This window comes from Microbacterium lacus (assembly GCF_044794305.1).
Classification (GTDB): Bacteria; Actinomycetota; Actinomycetes; order Actinomycetales; family Microbacteriaceae; genus Microbacterium; species Microbacterium lacus_B.
Map to the genome: position 1 here is coordinate 1,900,511 of NZ_CP084996.1, position 23,081 is coordinate 1,923,591.

Annotated in this window: 17 protein-coding genes; 8 read left to right on the forward strand and 9 right to left on the reverse strand. The window is 67.2% G+C overall.

Features of this window, described 5'->3' with window-relative positions; translation table 11 throughout:
* Window positions 1-145: 145 nt before the first annotated feature.
* A complete protein-coding gene (locus LG299_RS09115; RefSeq protein WP_404429420.1) occupies window positions 146-6,475 on the forward strand; it encodes a fibronectin type III domain-containing protein in 6,330 nt (2,109 codons plus the stop codon).
* Between the two features lie 98 nt (window positions 6,476-6,573).
* Window positions 6,574-7,644: a class I SAM-dependent methyltransferase gene (locus LG299_RS09120; RefSeq protein WP_404429422.1), complete on the forward strand. Its 1,071-nt coding sequence runs from the start codon at window positions 6,574-6,576 to the stop codon at window positions 7,642-7,644.
* Window positions 7,645-7,675: 31 nt separating this feature from the next.
* On the opposite strand, the gene LG299_RS09125 is transcribed toward LG299_RS09120, so the two are convergent.
* The 6 genes from LG299_RS09125 to LG299_RS09150 all read right to left on the reverse strand — a co-directional run bounded on the left by LG299_RS09125 (window position 7,676) and on the right by LG299_RS09150 (window position 12,060).
* Window positions 7,676-8,485 carry a hypothetical protein gene (locus LG299_RS09125; RefSeq protein ID WP_404429424.1) on the reverse strand — a complete coding sequence of 270 codons (810 nt, stop codon included), beginning with the start codon at window positions 8,483-8,485 and terminating at the stop codon, window positions 7,676-7,678.
* A 110-nt stretch (window positions 8,486-8,595) separates the two neighbouring features.
* On the reverse strand, window positions 8,596-9,729 hold the full coding sequence (menC, locus tag LG299_RS09130) for an o-succinylbenzoate synthase (protein ID WP_404429426.1): 1,134 nt from the start codon (window positions 9,727-9,729) through the stop codon (window positions 8,596-8,598).
* Between the two features lie 35 nt (window positions 9,730-9,764).
* A complete protein-coding gene (locus LG299_RS09135; protein WP_404429428.1) occupies window positions 9,765-9,935 on the reverse strand; it encodes a hypothetical protein in 171 nt (56 codons plus the stop codon).
* Window positions 9,936-10,061: 126 nt separating this feature from the next.
* Window positions 10,062-10,457, reverse strand: coding sequence for a hypothetical protein (locus LG299_RS09140; protein WP_404429430.1), 396 nt, complete (start codon window positions 10,455-10,457; stop codon window positions 10,062-10,064).
* 41 nt (window positions 10,458-10,498) lie between these two features.
* Window positions 10,499-11,170 (reverse strand): cyclase family protein, encoded by a 672-nt coding sequence (locus LG299_RS09145; RefSeq protein WP_404429432.1) that lies wholly within the window; start codon window positions 11,168-11,170, stop codon window positions 10,499-10,501.
* Window positions 11,171-11,292: 122 nt separating this feature from the next.
* A complete protein-coding gene (locus LG299_RS09150) occupies window positions 11,293-12,060 on the reverse strand; it encodes a GNAT family N-acetyltransferase (protein ID WP_404429434.1) in 768 nt (255 codons plus the stop codon).
* A gap of 122 nt (window positions 12,061-12,182) precedes the next feature.
* On the opposite strand from LG299_RS09150, the gene LG299_RS09155 reads away from it, so the two are divergent.
* Both LG299_RS09155 and LG299_RS09160 read left to right on the forward strand, forming a co-directional pair.
* Window positions 12,183-13,583, forward strand: a complete 1,401-nt coding sequence (locus tag LG299_RS09155; protein ID WP_404434850.1) for an MFS transporter — start codon at window positions 12,183-12,185, stop codon at window positions 13,581-13,583.
* Between the two features lie 19 nt (window positions 13,584-13,602).
* The gene (locus LG299_RS09160; RefSeq protein WP_404429436.1) at window positions 13,603-15,081 is read left to right on the forward strand and encodes a peptide MFS transporter; all 1,479 of its coding nucleotides are present in this window, start codon (window positions 13,603-13,605) and stop codon (window positions 15,079-15,081) included.
* A 264-nt stretch (window positions 15,082-15,345) separates the two neighbouring features.
* Here the strand turns inward: LG299_RS09160 and LG299_RS09165 are convergent, their stop codons facing one another.
* The gene (locus LG299_RS09165) at window positions 15,346-16,413 is read right to left on the reverse strand and encodes a DUF222 domain-containing protein (RefSeq protein ID WP_404434851.1); all 1,068 of its coding nucleotides are present in this window, start codon (window positions 16,411-16,413) and stop codon (window positions 15,346-15,348) included.
* A gap of 513 nt (window positions 16,414-16,926) precedes the next feature.
* Here LG299_RS09165 and LG299_RS09170 point away from each other — a divergent pair.
* A complete protein-coding gene (locus LG299_RS09170; protein ID WP_404429438.1) occupies window positions 16,927-17,250 on the forward strand; it encodes a hypothetical protein in 324 nt (107 codons plus the stop codon).
* A gap of 35 nt (window positions 17,251-17,285) precedes the next feature.
* Here LG299_RS09170 and LG299_RS09175 read toward each other — a convergent pair whose 3' ends face one another.
* Window positions 17,286-18,593 (reverse strand): dihydrolipoamide acetyltransferase family protein, encoded by a 1,308-nt coding sequence (locus tag LG299_RS09175; protein WP_404429440.1) that lies wholly within the window; start codon window positions 18,591-18,593, stop codon window positions 17,286-17,288.
* The gene (locus LG299_RS09180) at window positions 18,593-20,779 is read right to left on the reverse strand and encodes a thiamine pyrophosphate-dependent enzyme (RefSeq protein ID WP_404429442.1); all 2,187 of its coding nucleotides are present in this window, start codon (window positions 20,777-20,779) and stop codon (window positions 18,593-18,595) included. The genes LG299_RS09175 and LG299_RS09180 overlap by 1 nt, the downstream gene beginning before the upstream one ends.
* Before the next feature lie 189 nt (window positions 20,780-20,968).
* On the opposite strand from LG299_RS09180, the gene LG299_RS09185 reads away from it, so the two are divergent.
* From LG299_RS09185 to LG299_RS09195, 3 genes are read left to right on the forward strand one after another with little or no spacing between them, the layout of a single operon-like run.
* On the forward strand, window positions 20,969-21,493 hold the full coding sequence (locus LG299_RS09185; protein WP_404429444.1) for a VOC family protein: 525 nt from the start codon (window positions 20,969-20,971) through the stop codon (window positions 21,491-21,493).
* The gene (locus tag LG299_RS09190) at window positions 21,490-22,206 is read left to right on the forward strand and encodes a GntR family transcriptional regulator (protein WP_404429446.1); all 717 of its coding nucleotides are present in this window, start codon (window positions 21,490-21,492) and stop codon (window positions 22,204-22,206) included. The genes LG299_RS09185 and LG299_RS09190 overlap by 4 nt, the downstream gene beginning before the upstream one ends.
* A complete protein-coding gene (locus LG299_RS09195; RefSeq protein ID WP_404429448.1) occupies window positions 22,203-23,081 on the forward strand; it encodes an NAD(P)-dependent oxidoreductase in 879 nt (292 codons plus the stop codon). Before LG299_RS09190 ends, LG299_RS09195 begins: the two co-directional genes overlap by 4 nt.

The following is a 23,081-nucleotide window of genomic DNA, read 5'->3' on the forward strand; positions in this document are numbered from 1 at the left end:
CAATTCCATCCTGAGCGGCACCAGCCGCACACAACTGAAGAGGACAGGGCTCGAGTCCGTACGAGGCCGGTTCACCGACGACGATCACCCGCGAGGTTGCGGGAGACGACGTCATCCTTTGCCGACGCTGACACAAGGAGGAACCGTGCACTACGCGTCATCGCGCACCGCATCCGGTGCTGACAGACCAGACCATGTGGCACCCGCCACCCCCCGCACTCGTCGATCCCGCACGCTTCGCGCTGCCGGGATCGGAACCGCCGCCGCACTCGTGGCAGCGCTGATCACCGCCACGCCGGCGGCCGCTGCCCTCGCCCCCGCTGAGGACGGCGCGTGGCGCTTCGACTTCGGCACGGCATCCAGCCCTGTCGCCGAGGGGTACCAGCAGGTGCTCACCTCGTCGCTGTACACCGAGGCATCCGGCTACGGCATCACCCTTCCCGAAGGCGTCACACTCTTCGACCGCGACCGCACCGGCTCCCGCACACCGGCCGAACCCGTCGCCGAAGACTTCGTCGCGGGCCTCGAATGGGGCTTCCTCCTGGACGAGGTTCCCGAGGGCGAGTACGACGTCACGGTCACCATCGGCGATGCGCTTCCGAGCGCGTCGGGTACGAACGCCACGATGAGCCTCGAGGGCATCGACCAGACCAGACTCACCAACGGCCGAAACGCCAGCACTACCGCGACGTTCCGCACCACCGTCACTGACGGGCAGCTCACCGTCGGCTTCACCGGCAGCGGACTCGGCGCCTACATCAACGGGCTCGTCGTCGCCCCTGTCGTCCCGGAAGCACCCGCCGACCTCGCCGTCGCCCGCCTCGCGTGGAACGGCGTAGACCTCACGTGGTCGGCCGCTGACGGCGCCGCGAGCTACACCGTCCTGCGTGCCGACGTGTCAGGTGAGACGGTCGGCGAGTTCGCCGAGATCGCCACAGTGGCCGATGCCACCTACAGCGATGCATCCGTCGTCGAAGGCGCCTCCTACGCCTACGCGATCGTCGCCGTGAGCGCATACGACCGCACGTCACCTCAGACGTCGTCGGTGCTCAGCGGAACCATCCCCGAACTCGTCGCACCCGACGCTCCTTCCGACCTCGCCGTCGCTCAGGTCACCCGCGACAGCGTGGTGCTGACGTGGTCGGCCGTCTCGAACGGCGACGAATACGTCATCGAGCGCGCCGGCACCGACGGTGTCTTCGCCGAACTGGCGACGACACCCACCCCGGGCTACACCGACGCGAGCGTCGACACCACCGTGGAGTGGGATTACCGCGTCACGGCACGCAACCTCGCCGGCTCTTCGACCGCATCCGCGGTCGTGACCTCGCCGGTGTACACCGCTCCCGCGCCCCTGCCCGAATCTGACGTCGTGACCTTCGACTTCGGCCCGGGCGCGGTCGCCGCCGGTGCACTGCCGGTCACCAGCGCCACCGCCTACAACGGCGAATGGGGCTATGGATTCTCCACCGCCCCGACAGCGACTGTCGCCGATGTCGACCGCGCCGGCGACGACGCGCTGCGCGACGATTTCGTTGCCGCAGCCGGATCGACCTTCGAGGTCGATCTCGGCGCCGGCGATTACGTCGTCTCGCTTGTTGCCGGTGACGCCGACGCCGCCAGCGACATCGCGATCACCGCGGAGTCGATCGCCAAGGTTCAGCCGACGACGCGAGTCGCGGGCGAGTTCCTCGAGATGTCGTTCCCGATCGCCCTGGTCGACGGCACACTCACCCTGCAGATCGCCGGCACCGCGACCGCGCTGAACGCGCTGACCATCACGCGTCAGCCCGACCGTCTGCCGGGAACGCTCACCACCGCCTACCTCACCGGTGACTCGACGGTGCAGACCTATGACCCTGCTTTCGCGCCGCAGGCCGGCTGGGGTCAGATGATCGGACGCTTCCTCGCCCCCGAGGTCGTCGTCAACAACCAGGCCATCGGCGGACGTTCGTCGAAGAACTTCATCACCCAGGGCCGCCTCGACGATGTGCTCCGCAGCATCCGTCCCGGCGACTACCTGTTCATGCAGTTCGGGCACAACGACGCCACCCAGGGTGTCGATGACCGCTACGCCTCACCTGCGGACTACAAGGAATACCTGCGGGTCTACGTCGAGGGTGCACGCCAGCGCGGCGCGACACCGGTGATCGTTACCCCTGTCTCGCGTCGCAGCTTCGACGCTGCCACGGGTGTGTTCAACGTCAGCTTCCCCGAGTACGTCGCCAAGGCGACCGAACTCGCCACCGAAGAGGGTGTGCTGCTGATCGACCTGTCGGCCTCCAGCCGCGAGTACCTCAACGAGATCGGGCCGGAGGCGGCCAAGGCCGTGTTCCTGCATGTAGATCCGGGTGTGTTCCCGGGTCGTCCTGCGGGCACCGTCGATGACACGCACTTCCAGGACTACGGCGCCATCCAGATGGCGCGCCTCATCGCGCAGGACATCGCCGAACTCGGCGACCCGCTCGCCGAAGAGGTTGTCGACATCGCTCCTCCCGCTGCCGTGCCGCCGGCTCCCGCGAACCTCGTCGCCGGGTCGATCTCGAATGCCGGAGCACAGTTGCAGTGGGATGCCTCGGCCACAGCCGACGTCTACAAGGTCTACCGACAGGCCGTCGCCGACCCCGAGCCGACCTGGTCGCTCGTGACCTACACGACGCAGACAAGCGTCATCGTGCAGGGACTGGTCGAAGGCGCCGCCTACCGCTACCAGGTCGTGGCGACCAACGGCCGGGGCGACTCCGCCGCCAGTGAGGTCGTGACCTTCACCACCAAGCAGGCCAGGTGGAAGTTCGACTTCCAGTTGGCCGGCAATCCGCTCATGCCCGGCTACACCGAGGTGAACCCCGACGACGGCTATTCGGCCGAGGTCGGCTACGGCTTCGAGGTGCCGATCGCGGCGAACGCCGGACGCGACCGCGGCAACGCGGGTGGGGCGAACGACCTGCAGCGCGACTTCGTGCTTCCCGGTGACAGCTCGACGTTCGTGCTCGACGTGCCCAACGGCACCTACTCAGTGAAGACGTACTCGGGCGACTGGATCGGGTCGACACGAACGAACTTCGATCTCGAAGGTCGCTCGTTCGGCACGGGCAACGCCGGCAGCGGAAGCGTCAACGAGTCGGTGCGCGGCCCGGTGCTCGTCACCGACGGTCAGCTGACCGTGCGGGTGCACGGTGCGGCGGCAGGTACGCGCCTGAACGGTCTGGAGATCACGCCGATCCTTCTCGGGCCGGTGGGGCTCGAGGTCACCGACGTCGTCGCCGATCCGTCGGCACCGACGGTGACGCTGGCGTGGGATGCCGAGCCCGACCTCACCTGGAACGTCTATCGCACCTCACCCTTCGATGCCGCGCCGCAGCTCGTGGGCGCCGTGGGTGAGCCCACGTTCACCGACACCAGTGCACGCGTCGGACTCGACTACGACTACTACGTGACGGCTGTCGACCAGACCGGACTTGAATCGGTGGCGTCGCAGACGGTCGAGGTGTCGCTCGTCGATCCCGACGTGACCGTCCCCAGCGCACCGACCGGCCTCACGGTGGAGCGCATCGACAAGCGTGAACTCGAGATCTCGTGGGCCCAGCCCGTCGGGTCTCTGTACTCGCTCGTCTTCCGCTCCGAAGTAGAGGGCGAACAGGGCACGCTGCTCGGTGTTGCCGAGACAAACCGCTTCACCGACTCTTCGGTGCTGACCACGATCCCGTACTTCTACACGGTGATCGCGGTCAACGCCGGCGGTGCGGGTGCGGCATCCGCTCAGCTCGAGACCGAGGCGGTGACCGTCCTGCAGCGTCAGGCTGAGTACCTCGATCGGGCTCCGGCGGCGGTGCACACCGCCGACGGCGTGCTCGTGTCGTGGCGCATGCTCGGCACCGACCCCGACAGCGTCTCGTTCCACGTCTACCGCGACGGTGCACGCATCACGCAGACGCCGATCACGGACTCGACGAACCTCCTCGACGAAGACGGTTCCGAGGCATCCCAGTACTTCGTCACCAAAGTGCTCGATGATGTCGAAACGACCGAGACCGAGCCGTTCGGCGTGCAGAGCGCCGAGTACCTGTCGGTGCCGCTGGACAAGCCGGCCGACGCGTACACCAAGGACGGCCAGCCGTACTCTTACCGCGCGAACGACGCGAGCGTCGGCGACGTGGACGGAGACGGCACGTACGAGTTGTTCGTGAAGTGGGATCCGTCCAACTCGAAGGACAACTCGCAGGCCGGTTACACCGGCAACGTGTACATCGACGCATATCGGCTCGACGGCACGCGGTTGTGGCGTATCGACCTCGGCGTGAACATCCGCGCGGGTGCGCACTACACGCACTTCATGGTCTACGACCTTGACGGTGACGGTGCGGCCGAGGTGGTCATGAAGACCGCCGATGGCACGATCGACGCCCTCGGACAGCCGATCGGCAACGCGAGCGCCGACTACCGCAACAGCTCGGGCTACGTGCTCACCGGCCCGGAGTACCTCACCGTCTTCAACGGCGCGACGGGAGCTGCCATCGACACGATCGACTACACGCCGCCGCGCGGAGACGTCGGGTCGTGGGGAGACGCCTACGGCAACCGGGTCGACCGGTTCCTTGCCGGCGTTGCCTACCTCGACGGCGAGAAGCCGAGCGTGCTGTTCAGCCGCGGGTACTACACCCGCGCGGTTGTCGCCGCCTACGACTTCGACGGCGAAAACCTCAGCGAGCGCTGGGTGTTCGACACAGACGACGAGGGCAGCTACGACGCGTACGGCCAGGGAAACCACTCCCTGTCGATCGCAGATGTCGACGGCGACGCAAAGGACGAGGTGATCTTCGGATCGGCGACGATCGATGACGACGGCGACCTGCTGTACTCCACCGGCCTCGGCCACGGAGATGCGCAGCATGTGTCGGACCTCATCCCCGACCGCCCCGGCCTCGAGGTCTTCTCTGCGCACGAAGACATGGGGTCGTCGGGCAACCTCGGTGCCACCATGCGCGACGCGCGTACGGGCGAGATCCTCTGGGACATCCCGGCGGCACGTGACACAGGTCGCGCAGCGTCGGGCGACATCGACCCGCGCTACGCAGGTGCCGAGGGCTGGGCCATCGGCGGCGACGCCGCATGGAACTCCCCCGTCGGTCAGCTGAAGTCGTCCACGGGCGAACTCATCTCGGAGTCGATTCCGGCGGCAAACTTCCTGGCGTGGTTCGACGGCGACCCCCTGCGTGAGATCGTCGATCACAACTGGACGGATGCGACGGGCGTCGGCGTGCCGACGGTGTCGAAGTGGAACTGGGAGACCGAATCGGAGGATGTCATCCTTATGGCGGAGGGCGCCCAGACCAACAACAGCACCAAGGGCACACCCAACCTTCAGGCCGACCTCTTCGGAGACTGGCGCGAAGAGCTCGCGTTCCGCAGCGCCGACTCGACAGAGATGAGGATCTACTCGACCACGGACGAGACCGACCTACGCATCCGCACGCTGATGCACGACACGCAGTACCGTGTCGCGGTCGCGTGGCAGAACACCGCCTACAACCAGCCGCCGCATCCGAGCTTCTTCATCGGCGAGGGCATGGAGGCGCCAGCGGCACCGCACATTGCGGTGACGGGAGCACCTGCCGGTTCGTCCGACACGACCGCTCCGGTGGTCACCGGAGTTCCGGCCGACGGCACGCTGCTGGCCGACTCGGGCACCTTCACGGTGGAAATCACCGCCGAAGACCCGGAGTCCGGAGTCCGCAACCTCGACATCGCGTTCGACGGCGATCCCGTCGCACCCGGTCAGGTGATCGACCTCGACGGTCTGGCCGGCACGCACACCCTCACGGTGCGCGCGGTCAACCACGCGGGTCTGATGACGGCACAGTCGGTGCAGCTGCTGGTCTACGACGACGAGGGAGCCACCGCCAAGCCCGGTCGTGGTGTCTTGTCGGCGAACAGCGGCTGGACGAGCGGGCTGCACGACGGCACGTTCACGATCTCGATGAACCTGTGGCACGGGGTAGGCGGATCGGTGTTCCACCTGTACGAGAACGGTGAGCTGATCTCTACCAAGCTCCTCACACCGAACTCGCCGCAGGCACAGCTCACGACGGTCGATGTCACCGGCAAGCCCAACGGCACGTATGTGTACACGGGCGAGCTGGTCAACGCCGCAGGAGTCACAGCGACCACCTCGACGACGGTGAAGGTGAAGGATGCCGCGCCCGCGGCACCGGTGCTCTCACACGACAATTGGGACAAGGACGGCAACTACACCCTCACCGCCAATCTGTGGTGGGGCACGAACGGCACCGCCTACAAGCTGTACGAGAACGGTGTGCTGATCGACTCTCAAGAGCTGGTCGCGGCATCGCCGAACGCGCAGAGCGCATCGACCGCGGTCGCGGCGCGAGCACCCGGAACGTACAGGTACGTCGCCGAGTTCTCCAACGCCGCCGGCGCCACCACCTCGAAAGAGATCAAGGTGCAGGTGCGCTGAGGCTGAGCGCGCGAAAGAGGCCGGTCACCTTCGGGTGGCCGGCCTCTCGCGTGCGCGGGCTCGCAGGGGTAGCCTCTGCGGTGAAGTCAGGAGACGCCATGAGTGAGCACACCGTTTCTGAGGCGGGAGCCGCATTCGCGGAGCGACTTTTCCTGCAGGTGCTCGGCGGAATGGAGACCCTCGCCGTCTACGTTGGCGATCGCCTCGGGCTGTACCGCGCGCTTGCGGACTCGCCGCTGACGGTAGATGAGCTCTCCGCGCAGACGGGAATGCATCCGCGGTACGCGCGGGAGTGGCTTGAGCAGCAGGCCGTGAGCGGAGTCCTCACGGTCGATGACTCCGACGCAGAGCGGCGCTTCGCACTCCCGCCAGCGTACGCCGAAGTTCTCACGGATCCCCAGTCTTTGGCGTACACGACTCCATTTGCGCGGATGCTGATGGCCTCGGCATCCCGCATGCCCGATCTGCTGCGTTCCTACCGCGAGGGCGGCGGCGTCGGGTGGTCGGAGTTCGGCGCCGACGCGCGCGACGCCCAGGGTGACGCGAACCGGCCGTGGTTCGAGCGGGAGCTCGGCCCGGCGCTGGCGAGCGTCCCGTCTGTTCACGAGATGATCTCGCGGCCCGGGGCGCGCCTCGCCGACGTGGGGTGCGGCCACGGATGGTCGACGATTGCTCTGGCCCGCGCGTATCCGTCGGCGACCGTTCAGGGAATCGACGTCGACGAGCCCTCGCTCGTGGCCGCGCGCGAGCACGCGGCGGGGATCGATTCGGTGTCGTTCCACCTCTCTGACGGTGCAGCTCTGACAGCGGGTGAGGAACTCTTCGACGCGTGTTTCGTATTCGAAGCACTGCACGACATGCCTCGCCCGGTCGAGGTGCTCAGCGCCATGCGCCAGGCGTTGCGCCCGGAAGGCGCGGTCATCGTCGTCGACGAAGCCATCGCCGACGCGTTCGCCGCGGACGGCGACGAGGTCGAGCGCATCATGTACGCCTACAGCCTCTTTCTCTGCCTGCCCGACAGCATGTCGACGCCCGGGTCCGTGGCTACTGGCACGGTGATGCGCGCCTCGACCCTCGAGGGCTACGCCCGAGACGCGGGCTTCTCGGGCGTGGAGGTACTGCCGATCGAAGGATTCGCGGCATTCCGGTTCTACCGGCTCACGCCCTGACGCATGTCACGCCGCGCGGTGCCGTCGGCCGCTAGCCAGCGCCGAAGTCACACCAGTCCGACACCCAGCGCAGGATGGCCCCGCGCATCTCTTCGGATGCCGCGACCTCAACCACTCCCTGCAGGCCGCCGGCCTTGACCGCGACGTTGAAGACGGTGCCGCGCTTGTCTTCCATCACGGCGTGCGGGTCGCAACGCAGCGGCAGAATCGGCAGGCTCACGGTGGTGGCAGCATCCGTCCCCGCTACCTGCTGCACCAGCGGGAACGGAGCGGGGACGGTGTCGAACTGCAGCAGATTCGTGGTCTGCACCTCGACCAGTTCGGCGATGCCATCGCCACCCGTGGGGGTGACAGTGAGCTCGAGCGCCGCCGGTTGCGCGGACTCGGAGGCGGTGAACGACGTCCAGGCGAGCGTCGCGACCTGCGCGAGATCGTGGCGGAGGCATTCTTTCTCATGCATGAGCGTGGTGAACCCGAGAGTGTCCGTCACGGGAAGTGTGACAACATCACCGCCCTCGAGCTCGAAGATCACCGAACTCGTGCGCTCGTCCGCGGTCGGCTCCTCGTCGCAGGCGGATTCGGGCAGGGTGAACCGTAGATCGACCGTTCGGCCCGCCGGGATGGTGCTCGTCCGCTCCCGCACGGCTTCGCCGTCGAACCAGTCGTCGTCGAACCTCAGACTCTCGACGATCACGTCTTCGTCCGAACCGTTGATCACGCGCATCTGCGCGGAGCGATCGGCGACATCCGACCTGAGCTGAAACAGCTCGACCTCGACCCCTGGCGGCAGCGCCGCTGGCTCGGGTGCGGCGGCCACGCACGCTGTCAGGGCGGCGGTCATCGCGGCGGACGCGGCAAAACTCCACAGAAACCGTCCGCGCCGGCCGCGAGCAGAAGCCGAATCCGCCTGTGGGACGAGGATCCGCGGAGTTTTGCAGGCACCGCGCATCGCTACCTCCGCAGAACCTCGAGGGCGACGGTGAAATCTTCCATGGCGACTGGATCGATCTCGACCCCGAGCCCGTGTCCGGTCGGAACACGGACGTGTCCGTCTTCGAGCACCGCGGGCTCGGTCACGATGTCGCGCGTGTAGAACCGACTGGACGCCGACACGTCTCCCGGCAGGGTGAAGCCGGGGAGCGCGGCGAGCGCGGCGTTTGCCGCGCGGCCGATGCCGGTTTCGAGCATTCCTCCGCACCACACCGGCACGCCCGCGGCGACGCAGAGGTCGTGAATGTCGACCGCTTCGAGGTAGCCGCCGATGCGGCCCGCTTTGATGTTGATGATGGATGCCGAGCCCAGCGCGAGCGCGTCGCGCGCTGCTTTGGCCGACACGATGGACTCGTCGAGGCAGATCGGCGTTCTGAGCTGCCGAGCGAGGGTCGCGTGGTCGACGATGTCGTCCTCTTCGAGCGGTTGCTCGATGAGCAGCAGGTCGTAGCGGTCGAGCTCGGCGAGAGTGTCGATATCGGCGAGCGTGTAGGCCGAGTTCGCATCGACCTGCAGCGGAATCCCGCCGAAGGCATCCCGCACCGCGGCGGTCTCGGCGATATCGCGGCCGGGTTTGATCTTGATCTTGATGCGGACGTAGCCCTCGTCGAGGTATCCGCCGACGACGTCGACCAGGGCGGCCGGGTCGCGCTGGATTCCGACCGACACTCCGGACGGAACCCGGTCATGCACGGCACCGAGATACTCCCCCAGTGGCCTGCCCTCCGCCCGCAGTGCGGCGTCGAGCACGGCGAGTTCGAGCCCCGCCTTGGCCATGCGGTGCCCGACGAACGGCCGCAGGACTCCGGCCACCTCGTGCGGGGCGATCGCACCCTGATCGAGCAACGCCGGAACCATGAACCGCAGCGCCATGTCCCACGCGCCCTGCGTGTACTCGCTCGAGTACAGGGGCGCCTCGCCTGTGACGATCTCCCCCCAGCCGTCGCCGTCGGCCGTCAACGCCCGAACGATGATGACTTCGCGGACGGTATCGGTGCCGAACGACGTGGTGAACGGCGACACGAGCGGCAGGTGCAGGACGCGCAGCTCGAATCCTTCGAGGGCGACGGATGCCGCGGCTGAGGCAATGGGCATGCCCTCAGGCTAGCCCCGCCGAAGTCTGAGGTACCTCAGACCGCGAGGCGTCGCGAAACCTTGCCGTCCGTGGCGGGCTGAAAGGTCGATCGCGGGTGGTGTGGACGCATGCGACGGGGAACGCGTCCCTCTCGGTGTGTGCGTGACCGATCGCGTGACCAGACAGCGCTGAACATCTGCACCAGTTCTTCCACTGCTTGTCGCATGGTGGACTCCTTCACCGCTTCTCCCTTCGCGTCGATCAAGAGACCGCGCGATGCGCGTTCTATAACGCGTCTTCGGAGGAAAGGAGTGAATCGGATTGGTCCTGATACGAGTGGCGAGCGAAGAACTCAGGACGCCGGAAACTCGGATGCCTCGCCCGGCAGCTTCGGTCGGAGCGCCGGCGGCACCGGCCACGGCAGCTCGATGCGGGTGAACGCGACGTCGACGGCTCCGAAGTCGTCGGTGTGCACAACCACACGTCCACGGTCGCCCGAGGTCAGTGGCGGCGACACCTCAGCGATGCGGACGCGAATGGCGCCGTCGTCGGTCTCGAGCATCCACACTTCCGCCAGCCATGCGAGTCCGCGCTCCTCGAGCACGTCTTCGGCGTCGAGCCAGTCGATCGCCTCGGTGACCTCGCGCCCGAGCAGGTCGACCGCGACCCAGCCTTCGGCTTCAGCACGAATCCAGCCGAGCAACTCGCGGTCGTCCCGCCGATGAGGTGTCCAGTCGTCGGTGATCATCCGGCCCACCGTACCCGGCCGGAAGATCTCGCGGTTGAGCATTACCCGGCCATTTCGGCGAAGGCCCGCACCGGGAAAGTGCCGAACCCCTCGACGGCCGGTGGTGCGGCGGTGAATCGTGCTCCGCTTCGCGGCACTGCTCCGAGGTTGGTCAGGTGCTCAACGACGTGCACTCCTGCTCCGAGCAGGAGCGAGTGCGCGGGACGCTCGCCGCCCGACTCGGTGTCGTCGATGTTCACCGAGTCGATTCCGACCAGCACGGCTCCGGCATCGATGAGCCACTGCGCACCCTCTTCGGTGAGGAACGGCGCTCCGCGCCCGTACTCGGGTGTGCCGAAGTGCTGGTCCCACCCGGTGTGCAGCAGCACCGCTGCGCCACGCACATCACGGTCGGCGAAGTCTCGGGGGCGGATGCCTCGGGCCGAGGCATCCGTCACATCAAAGATCTCGGCGCGCAACCCGACGAGCGTCGAGAGATCGAGCCCGGCGAGGTCGGGGCCTTCGGGGTAGCGGTGGAACGGCGAGTCGATGTAGGTGCCGGTGTTGCCGATCATGTGGATGATGTCCATCGCGAATTCGGTGCCCGGTGCGTAGTTCGCTCGCGAGTCTTCGCGCGTGAGGTGCGGGGTGATGGTCGGCGCTGGCAGGCCCGGGTAGGTCACAAGCCCCGCCCGGATCGGGTGCGAGAGATCGACGATACGAGAAGCAGGCATGCCCGCCAGCCTAAGTGTGCGCCGTACGCAGCGGAGGGAGGAGGTGTGCCGAACGGAGGTGGATTCCTGCCGTTTCGGCCCTCCCCTCGCTGAATCCCCTCCGCTCCCTGCGGATCAGCGGCTCAGCGCACGAGCAGGTAGCCGAGTTCGTCGTCGAATCCGCCGATTCTCAGGCCGTCGCCGAGCCCGGCCAGCAGGCCCTCGCGTACGCGTCGGCGCCAGGCGGCGGCTGGGCCCACGCGGCCAGAGGCTCCGCCCGACGCGTCAGCGGCGAGCGGAGAGGCCGTGGGGACCGGAGCCGAGTCCCGGCGTATCGCCTCGATGTCGCGCGGAACCGCGACCGACGCGACCACGCGTGAGAGGTCGGGCGTCGGCACCGGCGGCGCCGCGAGCGCCCACGACACCATGATCCGGTCAGTCTCGTCGCCACGGTTGACACCGTCATCCATCGGCCCGTAATGATCGACAAGGTACTCAGTCACCCGGGCCCCGAGCACGCGAAGGTTGAAGTGCGCGTTGCGGGCGACGAGCGGATCGAAGGTCCAGGTGATGTGACCGACCTCGCGCGCCAGCGCCCACTCGCGCTGGTGCTGCTTGAGCAAACGCCCGAGCCCTTGGCTCTGCAGTCCCGGGAGCACTCCGGTGATGTGGCTGTGCATCGAGCGAGCCGCGGGAGCCGCGAAGAAGGCGACGGATGCTCCGACCATTCGCTCCCCGTCCCACAACCCGACGGCGTAATTGCCCGAGTGCGCGAGCGCGCGCAGAAGGTTCGGCGGCATGCCCGAGCGGTCACCTCCCCACACGTCGGCGAGCACGGCGGAGGCCGTGTGGACCTCTTCGACCGTAGCGAGGTCGCGGATGACGATGTCGGAAGCGGATGACTCGGCCATGCGCTCAGTCTGGCACCGTCGACAAGTTCTTAGTCCGGCTCGCAGTCCGGCTCGCACTCCAGCGGGGATAGCCTCGAGGGATGGGATCCCGGGATGACGACGCACGCCGACGCCTCACCCGGATGCCCAGCCAGGGCGCGATCATCGCCGTGCTCGCTACGGCAGGGCTCTGTTCGTCGTTCATGTTCACGCTCATGGTGCCGATCCAGTCGAAGCTGCCCGAACTGCTCGACGCGAGCCGCGAAGACACCGCCTGGGTCGTGACCTCGACCCTGCTCGCGGCCGCCGTGATCACACCGATCTCGGGGCGCCTGGGTGACATGTACGGCAAACGACGGATCGTGCTCGTACTCACCGCAGTCATGGTGGTGGGCTCGATCATCGCTGCCCTCTCGCCCGGAATCATCGGCGTGATCGTCGGTCGCACTCTGCAGGGTGCCATCGTGGGGGTGGTGCCCCTGGGCATCTCGATCATGCGCGACGTGTTGCACGAAGACCGCGTGGATTCGGCGATCGCCTTCATGAGCGCGACCCTCGGTGTCGGCGGAGCGCTCGGGCTGCCGATCAGCGCGCTCGTCACCGAGCGCAGCGACTGGCACGTCCTGTTCTGGATGGCCGCAGGCCTCGGCGTCGTCGTCTTCGCGCTGGTGATCTGGATCGTCCCGGTAAGCGTGCTGCGCACCGCCGGTCGCTTCGATTACGTCGGCGCGGTGGGGTTGGCGATCGGACTCATCGGCATCCTGCTCGCGATCTCGCGCGGCAACGAGTGGGGCTGGGGCTCTCCGCTCATCCTCGGCCTCGGACTCGGCGGGCTCGCCGTCCTGCTGATCTGGGGCTGGTACGAGCTCCGCATCGCCGAGCCGCTGCTCGACCTCCGCGTGGCCGCGCGGCCTGCAGTGCTCCTCACCAACATCGCCTCGATCGCGATGGGGTTCTCGCTGTTCGCGTCGAACGTCGTGTATCCGCAGCTCCTCGAGCTGCCGGTCGCAAGCGGTGCGGGCTTCGGCCTGTCACTCCTCGCCGCGAGCCTGGTCGTCATGCCGTCGGGCCTGGTGATGATGGTGCTCTCGCCGGTCGCCGGTCGGATTGCGAAGCGCACCGGGCCCAAACTTCTCCTCCTGCTCGGCGCGATCTCGCTCATCGCCGCCTACGGCTTCAGCCTGCTGTTCGCTTCCGAGGTGTGGCACATTCTCGTCGCGAACATCCTGATCGGCGCGGGCATCGGCTTCGGCTATGCGTCGATGCCGATGCTCATCATGCGCTCGGTGCCGCAGAGCGAGACGGGCGCGTCGAACGGGCTCAACGCTCTGTTCCGCTCTCTCGGCACGTCGACCGCAGCCGCCGTGATCGGCGCCGTCTTGGCGAGCTACACGGTGGAATTCGAAGGGATGCCGGTACCGACCCCGCAGGGATTCACACTGTCGCTCATCCTCGGCGGAGGCGCAGCGATCATCGCGCTCGTTGTGGCCCTGTTCATTCCGACTCAACGCTCGCCCGCGGAGAAGCATCCGTCGATGCCCTGATGCCGCTAGCCTGACGGTCATGAGCGAGAAGGACACTGTCTCTCAGCCCGCCACGGTCGGAGACAAAGACACGCGTTTCTTCGGACAGCCGTGGGAATTGGCGCACATCTTCGGCGTCGAGATGTGGGAGCGGTTCAGCTTCTACGGCATGCAGGGCATCCTGCTCATCTACATGTACTACTCCGTCGCCGAAGGCGGATTGGGCATGGACGAAGCCGTCGCCACCGGCATCGTCGGCGCGTACGGCGGCGCGGTCTACCTCTCGACCATCCTCGGAGCGTGGCTGGCCGACCGGCTCTTCGGTTCGGAGCGGGTGCTGTTCGCGAGCGCGATCGTCATCATGATCGGGCATATCGCCCTCGCCGCGATCCCGGGGTTCTGGGGACTCGGCGTGGGCCTCGTGCTCGTCGCGATCGGCTCTGGCGGGCTGAAAGCCAACGCGACCTCGGTCGTCGGGACGCTCTACACCGACGAGGATCCGCGCCGCGACGCCGGCTTCTCACTCTTCTACCTCGGCATCAACCTGGGTGCATTCTTTGGTCCGTTGCTCACCGGACTGCTGCAGAGCACGTTGGGCTTCCACTGGGGCTTCGCTCTCGCCGCCGTCGGGATGGCGTTGGGGCTGATCCAGTATTCGTTCGGGCGCAAGGGGTTGCCCGCAGCATCCCGCGTCGTTCCCAACCCCCTTCCCCGGAGCCGCTACCCGCTCATCATCGGTATCGCGATCGCGGCGATCGCGGTCGTCGTCGTGCTCGTGCTCGTTGGAGTGATCCGCGCCGACAACCTCGCGGCGATCGTGATCATCGCCACGATCGGCGCAACCATCGCGTACTTCATCGTGATCCTTACGAGCCGCCTCGTAAACGAGGTGGAGCGCTCGCGCGTGTTCGGCTTCATTCCGCTGTTCATCGTGAGCGTCGGCTTCTGGTCGCTGTACCAGCAGCAGTTCACGGTGCTGACGATCTACAGCGACAAGCGCATGAACCGCGACCTCTTCGGCTGGGAGATGCCCGTCGCGTGGGTGCAGTCGATCAACCCGATCTTCATCATCATCCTTTCGGGTGTCTTCGCCGCGATCTGGACGAAGATGGGCACTCGCCAGCCCCCGACTCCGGTGAAGTTCGCGCTCGGAGCCATGGTGATGGGCGCGGCCTTCCTGCTCTTCTTGCCGTGGGCTAACGGCGGCGCGAACACGACGCCCCTGCTCGCAGTGGTCGGAATCCTGTTCGTGTTCACCGTCGCCGAACTGCTGATCTCGCCGGTGGGGCTGTCGGTGACGACGAAGCTCGCGCCGAAGGCGTTCAAGACTCAGATGGTGGCGCTGTTCTTCCTCTCGGTCGCGCTCGGCACTGCGATCGCCGGCTGGGCCGCGCAGTTCTACGACCCCGAGAACGAAGTGCCGTACTTCACGGTGCTCGGCTTCATCGCGATCGCGCTCGGCGCGGGGCTGCTGCTCGCGTTCAAGCCGGTGTTGGCGTTGATGCGGGGTGTGCGGTAGCACTCGGGGGTCCGGGGCGGAGCCCCGGGAAAGCACAGTGCGGTAGCACTCGGGGGTCCGGGGCGGAGCCCCGGGAAAGCACAGTGCGGTAGCACTCGGGGGTCCGGGGCGGAGCCCCGGGAAAGCACAGTGCGGTAGCACTCGGGGGCCCGGGGCGGAGCCCCGGGAAAGCACAGTGCGGTAGGGCTGTTCTCGCGAGCGCGGCAATTCCCGCGAGCGCGGCACTTCCTGCAACGCTCGTCCCACGGTGCTGAATACCGACCCTCACGGGCCACCCGATGTGACCCGCCCGATTGCATCTCGCATGCGAGTCGGAGACTTCGTCGCTTGCCGCCAGGCGTGACTCGCGTCCCACCATTCCGGTCCGCGAACGTGCGGAACCCCGCCAATCATCCGGATGCGCCACCCACCGGTGTCGATAGTTCGGTGGTGAAACCAGCACAGGAGGACCCCATTATCTATGTGAGTCGGACCACCCCGAGAATGCTCCTCCACGTGGTGCACCTCACACCACTGGGGCGGGACTCGGCAGCCCGGGATCAGACACCCGCCGTCGCGGAGCGTGATCGCACGACGTTGGTGGTGGTTGAAAACCCTGTCTAGGGTGGTGATCGACACGACTCGCCCTGCCGCGCTCATCACGACCCTTTGCACTACTCCGCGGCACCCGATATGCCGCGCGGCGGCCAGAGAGATGGGATCGTCTTCGCCCGGGAGGTGCGCGTATCCGCGACCGGTGGCGAGGTCTTCTTCTCGAACCGACACCACGAGCGTCGGTGAAGCGCCGCCGAGGGTCGGAAGTGCGCCGGATGCTACCGCCGCAGCCAGTAGGACTGCGAAGGCGTCGTGTTGCTTCTGAGAGTGCGTACGGTCGTCGGCCTTCTCTTCATTCGGGCCTTCCGACTCCGTCCGCTCACTCTCGATGAAGCACGGTCCGTTGGCGCCGCTGACCCGCGGGTTGAGGACGCTGTCGAACGCGAGCCGCAGCTGCGCGGCAACCTCGGGCAAAAGAGCACCTCGGACCGGGACGAGACCGTCGTGCGCTGGTCGCCCGAGGGTGATTCCGCGCTTGCGCAGAGCTCGCGACTCAGAGGGTTCGGCACCGTCTTGATCGAGGTACGCGGCCCACACCTGGGCGTACGCGCGGAGCTCGTCGGCTGAAGCTGGTGGCCCGGCATCCGTCCCCTCACCACATGCAGCCGCAGCCAGCTCTTCGTCAGCCGCGAGAAGTTCGACTCGACCGGCGAGGCACCCACGAACGCGCCGACGACACCGGCCATGCCGTCGATGCCGACATGCCCCGCACGCATCGCTTCGCGCAGGTGCGGGAATTCAGCCGGAAGCAGCTCTCCCGTTGTGACCGTCACGCTTTGCCCCACCGCGCGGGCAGTCGTGATCATTGCCGACGCAGTGCGCCCGGACCCCCGGGTGGCGCGCTGAATCAACTCGCTGACAGATCGGCAGCCATATCGCGTCGTCAGCCGGTCTGGGTGTGCACGCGAGTCTTCGCGCTCGAGCACCTGCGCTACGGCTTCGCTCATCAGAGACTCGACACTGCGCTGCACCCTGCCAGCCGCCGCCAGCGCGGAGAGCAGTTCTTCATCACCGCACGCGCGCAGACCGTGCGTGTCGAATCCCCTTGCGACCACCTCGGCAAGCGCATCACCGAGCTGCTTCAGAGCATCGGCGAAGTTCGTCATGGCTCAATTCTGCCGAGGGCCTCCGACATTGAAAATCCCAGATCAGCGCGAGTATCTAGCCTGTGGAAGAGTCGAAACGTTGAGGTCTTGTGGAGGAGAGGATGCGGCCACCGCCAATGTCCGCCGCTCCTTCTACGGTGCCGTCATGACGAACAACGAAATCATTGTCGAGGGCGAATCTGCGTGGCTGATCCTCGAGGCATTCAACGGCATCATCGCCAACGGCAAATCGAAAGACGGAATGCTGGAGTGTCGTGGCCAGCTCAGTGGTGACTCAGGTGCAGCGTTCATCCACGCGCTCGGTCGGGTCACCGCTGAGCTCCAAGCTGCGGATATGCGCAGCTTCCTCGCGGGGCAGAAGCCGAACAGACGGACCGAGGACCAACGCGGCTACGACGCGATGATGTTGCTCATGGACAGGGTCGGCGATGCATTCGAAGAGCGGGCATGTCTTCTCGGCTTGATCTGACGTGCGCGTGCCTGCGCCGCGATCTCAGCCACCAACTACACGAGCATCTGGAGCGGCTTCTCGATCCGCTCGACGATCGCCGCGAGCAGTTCAGCGGCCACCGCACCGTCCAGCACGCGATGGTCGGCCGAGAGTGTCACGGTCATCAGCGTGCCGACGACGATCTGGTCACCGTCGACGACCGGCGCCTTGCGCGCCGCGCCCACGGCCAGGATGCCCGCGTGCGGCGGATTGATGATGGCCGAGAACTCCTGCGTGCCGTACATCCCGAGGTTCGAGACCGCGAACGATCCGCCCTCGAGCTCGTGTTGGGCCAGCTTGCGAGAGCGCGCGCGGTCGGCGAGGTCGGCGACGGATGCCGCGAGCCCGGTGAGACTCATGCGGTCGGCCCCGCGCACGACCGGGGTCACAAGACCGCCGTCGATCGCCACGGCAACGGCGATGTCGACCTCGTGGTGTCGACGGATGACCGTGTCACCCCAGGTCGCGTTCGCCTCGGGCACGGCCGCGAGCGCCCCGGCGACGGCCTTGAGCACGAAGTCGTTCACCGACACCCGCACCGATCCGCTTTCGTTGACCTCGCGGCGGAGCTCCATGAGCCGGTCCACCCGACAGTCGGCGACGAGATAGAAGTGCGGAACGGTCGTCTTGCTCTCGGTCAGGCGTCGGGCGATCGCGCGGCGCATCGGCGTGACCGGGACTTCGTCGACGGATGCCTCTGCCCCGGCTGCGGTGGCGTGTGACGTTGCGGCGGATGATGTGCGCTCGGGGACGGGCAAGGCCAGCGGCTCCCGCTCGGCGAGACCGGTGGTCGAAGCATCCAGCCCCTCGATGTCGCGTCGAACGATCCGTCCGTTCGGGCCCGAGCCTGCGATCTTCGAAAGGTCGAGGCCGCGCTCGCGCGCGAGTCGGCGCACCAGAGGGCTCACGAACCGACGCTCGGCGGACGGTTTGCTGAGCCCCGGCGCCGCGAGGACGGGCTCGGGCTGCGCCGATGACTCTGCGGCGACCGGTTCGGGGGCGTTTGACCGATCGGCGCTCGCTGGCGTTGCGGAATGCCCAGCCTGCGGTGCGTGCAGGGCTTCCGGAGTATCGACGACCTCGCCCCGAGCTCCGACGACGATGATCGGGTCGCCGATCGCGACCCCCGCACCTTCTGCCGCGAGCAGCTCGAGCACCGTACCTTCGACCTCGGAGGCGTACTCGACGACGGCCTTCTCGGTCTCGATCTCGGCCAGCGGAGTGCCGACCTCGACGCTGTCGCCCACGTCCACGAGCCAGCTCGCGATCGCGGCCTCGGTGACACCCGTCAGCACTTCGGGCATGCGGATCGTCGTCGCCATCACGCACCACCCATGCCTGCGCGGAGGAGTTCGATGCCGGCGACGACTTCTTCGGTGCGGGCGATCGCGGCACGTTCGAGCACCTTCGAGATGCTGGGGCTCGCCTCGCTCCCGGTCACCCGCTGCACGGGCTGATCCAGCCAGTCGAAGTAGCGGCGCTGAATCTCATCGGCGAGCCAGCCACCGTACGAGGTGCCCTGCGCTCCCTGCTCGACGATCAGCACGGCGCCGGTCTTCTTGATCGAGGCCTCGATCGTCTGCCAATCCAGCGAGGCGCGATCGAGCCAGCGCAGATCGATGACGTCGGCGTCGAAGCCCGTCTGATCTACGGCCTCGACGCAATGGTGCACCATCGACAGGTAGCTGATGATCGTCGCGTCCGAGCCCTCTCTCCGGAGTGCCGCTTTGCCGAACGGCAACTGGTAGTCGAGGTCACCCTCGGGAATCTCATCGGCCCGACCGTACAAGTCGACGTGCTCGATCACGAGCACCGGGTCATCCAGCGCGAGGGCGGTGTTCATCAGCCCGATGTAGTCGGCTGCCGTCGAGGGGGCGACGATCCGCCAGCCGGGGCTCGTGGCGAAGATGCCCGCCGGGTCCATCAGGTGTTGAGAGCCATACCCCGAACCCAGGGCGACCTTCGTGCGCAGCACGAGCGGCACGGGGTTCACCCCGCCGAACATGTGGCGGGCTTTGCCGATCTGGTTGAAGACCTGGTCGGCGGCGACCCACATGAAATCGGGGTACATGAACTCCACCACCGGGCGGAAGCGGCCGTCCAGCGCCATTCCGCCGGCGAGCCCGGCGAATGCGTTCTCGCTGATCGGGGTTCCGAGCACGCGGTCACCGAAGCGCGCCGCAAGGCCCTTGGTTGCGCCGTTCGTCCCGCCCGCCAGACGGTGCACGTCTTCGCCGAGCACGATGATGCGGTCGTCCTCTTCCATGCGTCGACCCATCACGGCGGCCACGGCGTCGACGAATTTGGAGGGGGTCATGGGCACAGCATCCGTCGCCGGATCGAATGTGCGCGCACCCGCAAGCTCGCTCGCATCGCCGCGCAGCCCCACGTCGACGAACTCGGGCTCAGGCCACAGGGCCGGCCTGATGCGCCGCTTGCTTTCGTTTTCGGGATCAGACTCGAGCAGCTCGCCCATCGCCGCGCGCATCGCTTCTTGTGCCTGCGCGCGCACGCCGGCGACCTCGTCGGCGGTGACCAGGCCCAGCCGCTGCATCTCGGCAGCCACGCGCAGGAGAGAGTCGCGCGCGCGCCACGACGTCTCTTCTTCTTTCGTGCGATACCCGAAGGCGCTCCCCGGGTACGGGCCGTTCTGGTGGAAGAACCGATACACCTCGGCCTCGACGACGGCAGGTCCTTCTCCAGAGCGCATGTGCTCAGCGGCCTGGGTCATCGCCAGGTGCACCGCGAGCGGGTCCATCCCGTCAACACGCCAGGAAGGGATGCCGAAGCCCTGGCCGCGGACCGACAGACGCGTGTCGGCCGTGACTTCGGAGACATGCGTGGAGACTCCGTAGAGGTTGTTCTCGATGAAGAAGGCGACCGGGAGCTTCCACGTGGCCGCGAGGTTCATGCTCTCGAGCACCGAACCGATCTGGCTCGCTCCGTCGCCGAAGTAGTTGATCGTGAGGTCGGTCGTGTCGGAGTGCTTCTGCGCCCATGCATTGCCGGTCGCCATCGGAGCGCCCCCGCCGACGATCGCGTTCGTGCCCAGCGCTCCGGCCGCGAACCACTGCAGATGCATCGACCCCCCTCGGCCCCGGCAGTACCCCTGGGCGAGCCCGAGGATCTCGGCGAGAGTGCGTTGCAGAACCCCTTGGATCTCGGGCGTGACGACCATCGAGAGGTCGGAACGGATGCCGCCGACGTGCGTCAGCGCCTTCGCCAAGAATTGGTGGTGACCTCGGTGCGATCCGTTTATTGCGTCGGTCGAGCGGAGTCCGATGATCGAGCCGACCGCGCCGCCCTCTTGACCGATGCTCGAGTGCGCGGGGCCGTGCACGAGTCCTTCCCCAGCGAGTTCGAGCACGCTCTCTTCGAAAGCCCGGATCAGATGCAGTTGCGCGAGCATGCCTGCCAGTAGGGCGGGGGCGGCGTTCTCCCAGTCCTCGGGCGTGGTCTTCAGCTCAACCCAGGGCGTTCCCGTTTCGAGCGAGCGCAGATCAGGCATCGCGAAACTCCCTTCGGCGGCGCAGCGTTGCGGCATCCACGCACAGCGTACGACCGATTGGATCCAATATCAAGAGAAGTGCCGCAGCATCTCCCCTTCGCTCACCCTTCGTCGTTATATTGGATCCACGCGGACGTACTCACCACATGGAGTCAGCGCAGCGATCACCGCCGATCACAAGGGGCGCGAATGGGACTTCCCGGACTCCGGGGCACGGAGCACATCGGGTTCACGGTGCCCGACCTCGACGCAGCTCACCGGTTCTTCGTTGAGGTCATCGGGTGCACGCACGTCTATACGCTCGGGCCGTTCCAGGCGGAGGACGACTGGATGCGGGAGCACTTGGCGGTGGACCCTCGCAGCGTGATGCGCGAACTGCGGTTCTATCGCTGCGCGTTCGGCCCGAACTTCGAGATCTTCCAGTGGGATGCCGCCGACGGCCAGAACCGCCAACCTCGCAACAGCGACATCGGTGGACATCACCTCGCCTTCTACGTCGATGACATCGACGCGGCGGTGGAGTACCTGCGCGAGCGCGGTGTGCGCGTGCTCGGCGGCCCCACAGCGAGCCGCAACGCGAGCGAAGGCCAGCGCTGGGTGTACTTCCTCAGCCCGTGGGGCATGCAACTCGAGCTCGTGAGCTACCCCGGCGGCAAGGCTTATGAGCGCACGAGCGAGACGGTGCTGTGGCATCCGGCAAGGCCCGCCGAATGAGCGCAACCACCCTGCCCGAACACGGCCTCGTTCCTGAGCATGGCACTGCGACTGCGCACATCGCCGAGGTCCTGCGCGAAGCCATCGTCAGGGGTGACTTCGCGCCCGGGGCTCGTGTCAGGCAAGAGCAGATCGCCGACCTCACGGGAGCAAGCCGCGCCCCTGTGCGCGAAGCGCTGCGCATGCTCGCCGCCGAGGGACTCGTGACGCTCGTCGCCAACAGCGGTGCGCGGGTGTCGTCGCTGAGCCTGCCGGAGTGCGAAGAGATCTACCGCGTGCGCGAGCGCGTCGAGCCGCTACTCCTGCGGATGAGTGCGACAGGGCTGGATGCGAAGACCCTCGATCATCTCGCCACGCTGGCGGAGCGGATGCAGCACGCCGCTGACCCTGAAGAGTTTCTCGCCCTCGACCGTGACTTTCACCTCACCACCTACAGCGGCGTCGAGACCGTGGTGCTCACCGACCTCGTCCACCGCCTGTGGAACCGCACCCAGGCCTATCGGCGGGTGTACACCGGGTTGATGGACGAACGCGCACGCAAGACCGTGCACGACGAGCACGGGCTCATCGTCGCCGCGATCCGCGATCGCGACCTCGACAGCGCCGAGAGCCTGCTCGCCGGGCACATCCGGCGCACGCGGCGCCAGCTTGCCAGTCACCCCGAAGTCTTCTCCCCCACCAGCACCTCGACAACACCAAGGAGCGCACCATGACCGTCGTCGGATTCCTCGGCCTCGGCAGGATGGGCGCGGCGATCGCGGGGCGGCTCGCCGCCGCCGAGGTGCCTCTGATCGTCTGGAACCGCAGCGCTTCGGCAGGGGATGACCTGGTCGCCGCCGGGGCCACGCGCGCCGATGCAGCGGTGAAAGCACTTGCCGCACCGGTGTCGTTCTCGATGCTGGCTGACGACCGGGCCGCCGATGCTGTGCTCAGCCTTCAGAACCTGGGCGAGAGCGGGGTGCGCCGCATCCACGTCAACATGGCGTCGATCAGCACCGCCATGGCCGACACTCTGTCGGAGCGCTTCGCCGCGGCCGGCATCGACTACATCTCGGCTCCTGTCTTGGGACGCCCCGAGGTCGCGGCGGCAGGCAAGCTCAATGTGCTGACCGCCGGCCAGTCCGGCGCGCTCGACCGGGTCGACCCGCTGCTCGCCCACTGCAGCGTGCGGAGGTGGCGGTTCGGCGAGCGTCCCCGGCAGGCCAACGCGGTGAAGATCGCGGTCAACTTCATGATTCTGCAGTCGCTCGAGTCTCTGGGTGAGTCGATCGCTCTCGTCGAGGCCCAAGACGTCGATGCGGTGCAGTTCGTCGATCTCATCGGGTCGAGCCTCTTCGGCGGTGTCGTGCACACCGGCTACGGCTCGATCGTGGCCGAGCGCCGCTACTCCCCGCCCGGCTTCACGATGGCGCTGGGCCTGAAAGACCTGGGGCTCGCCGAAGAACTGGCCCGCGAGGGCGGAGTGGATGCCCCCATGGCACCCGTGCTTCGTGATCGGTTCGAGACCGCGCTCGCCAGTGCCGACCTCGCGGACCTCGACTGGTCAGCGGTCGCCGAGGTCAGCCGGCGCAGCGCAGGCAAGGCTTGA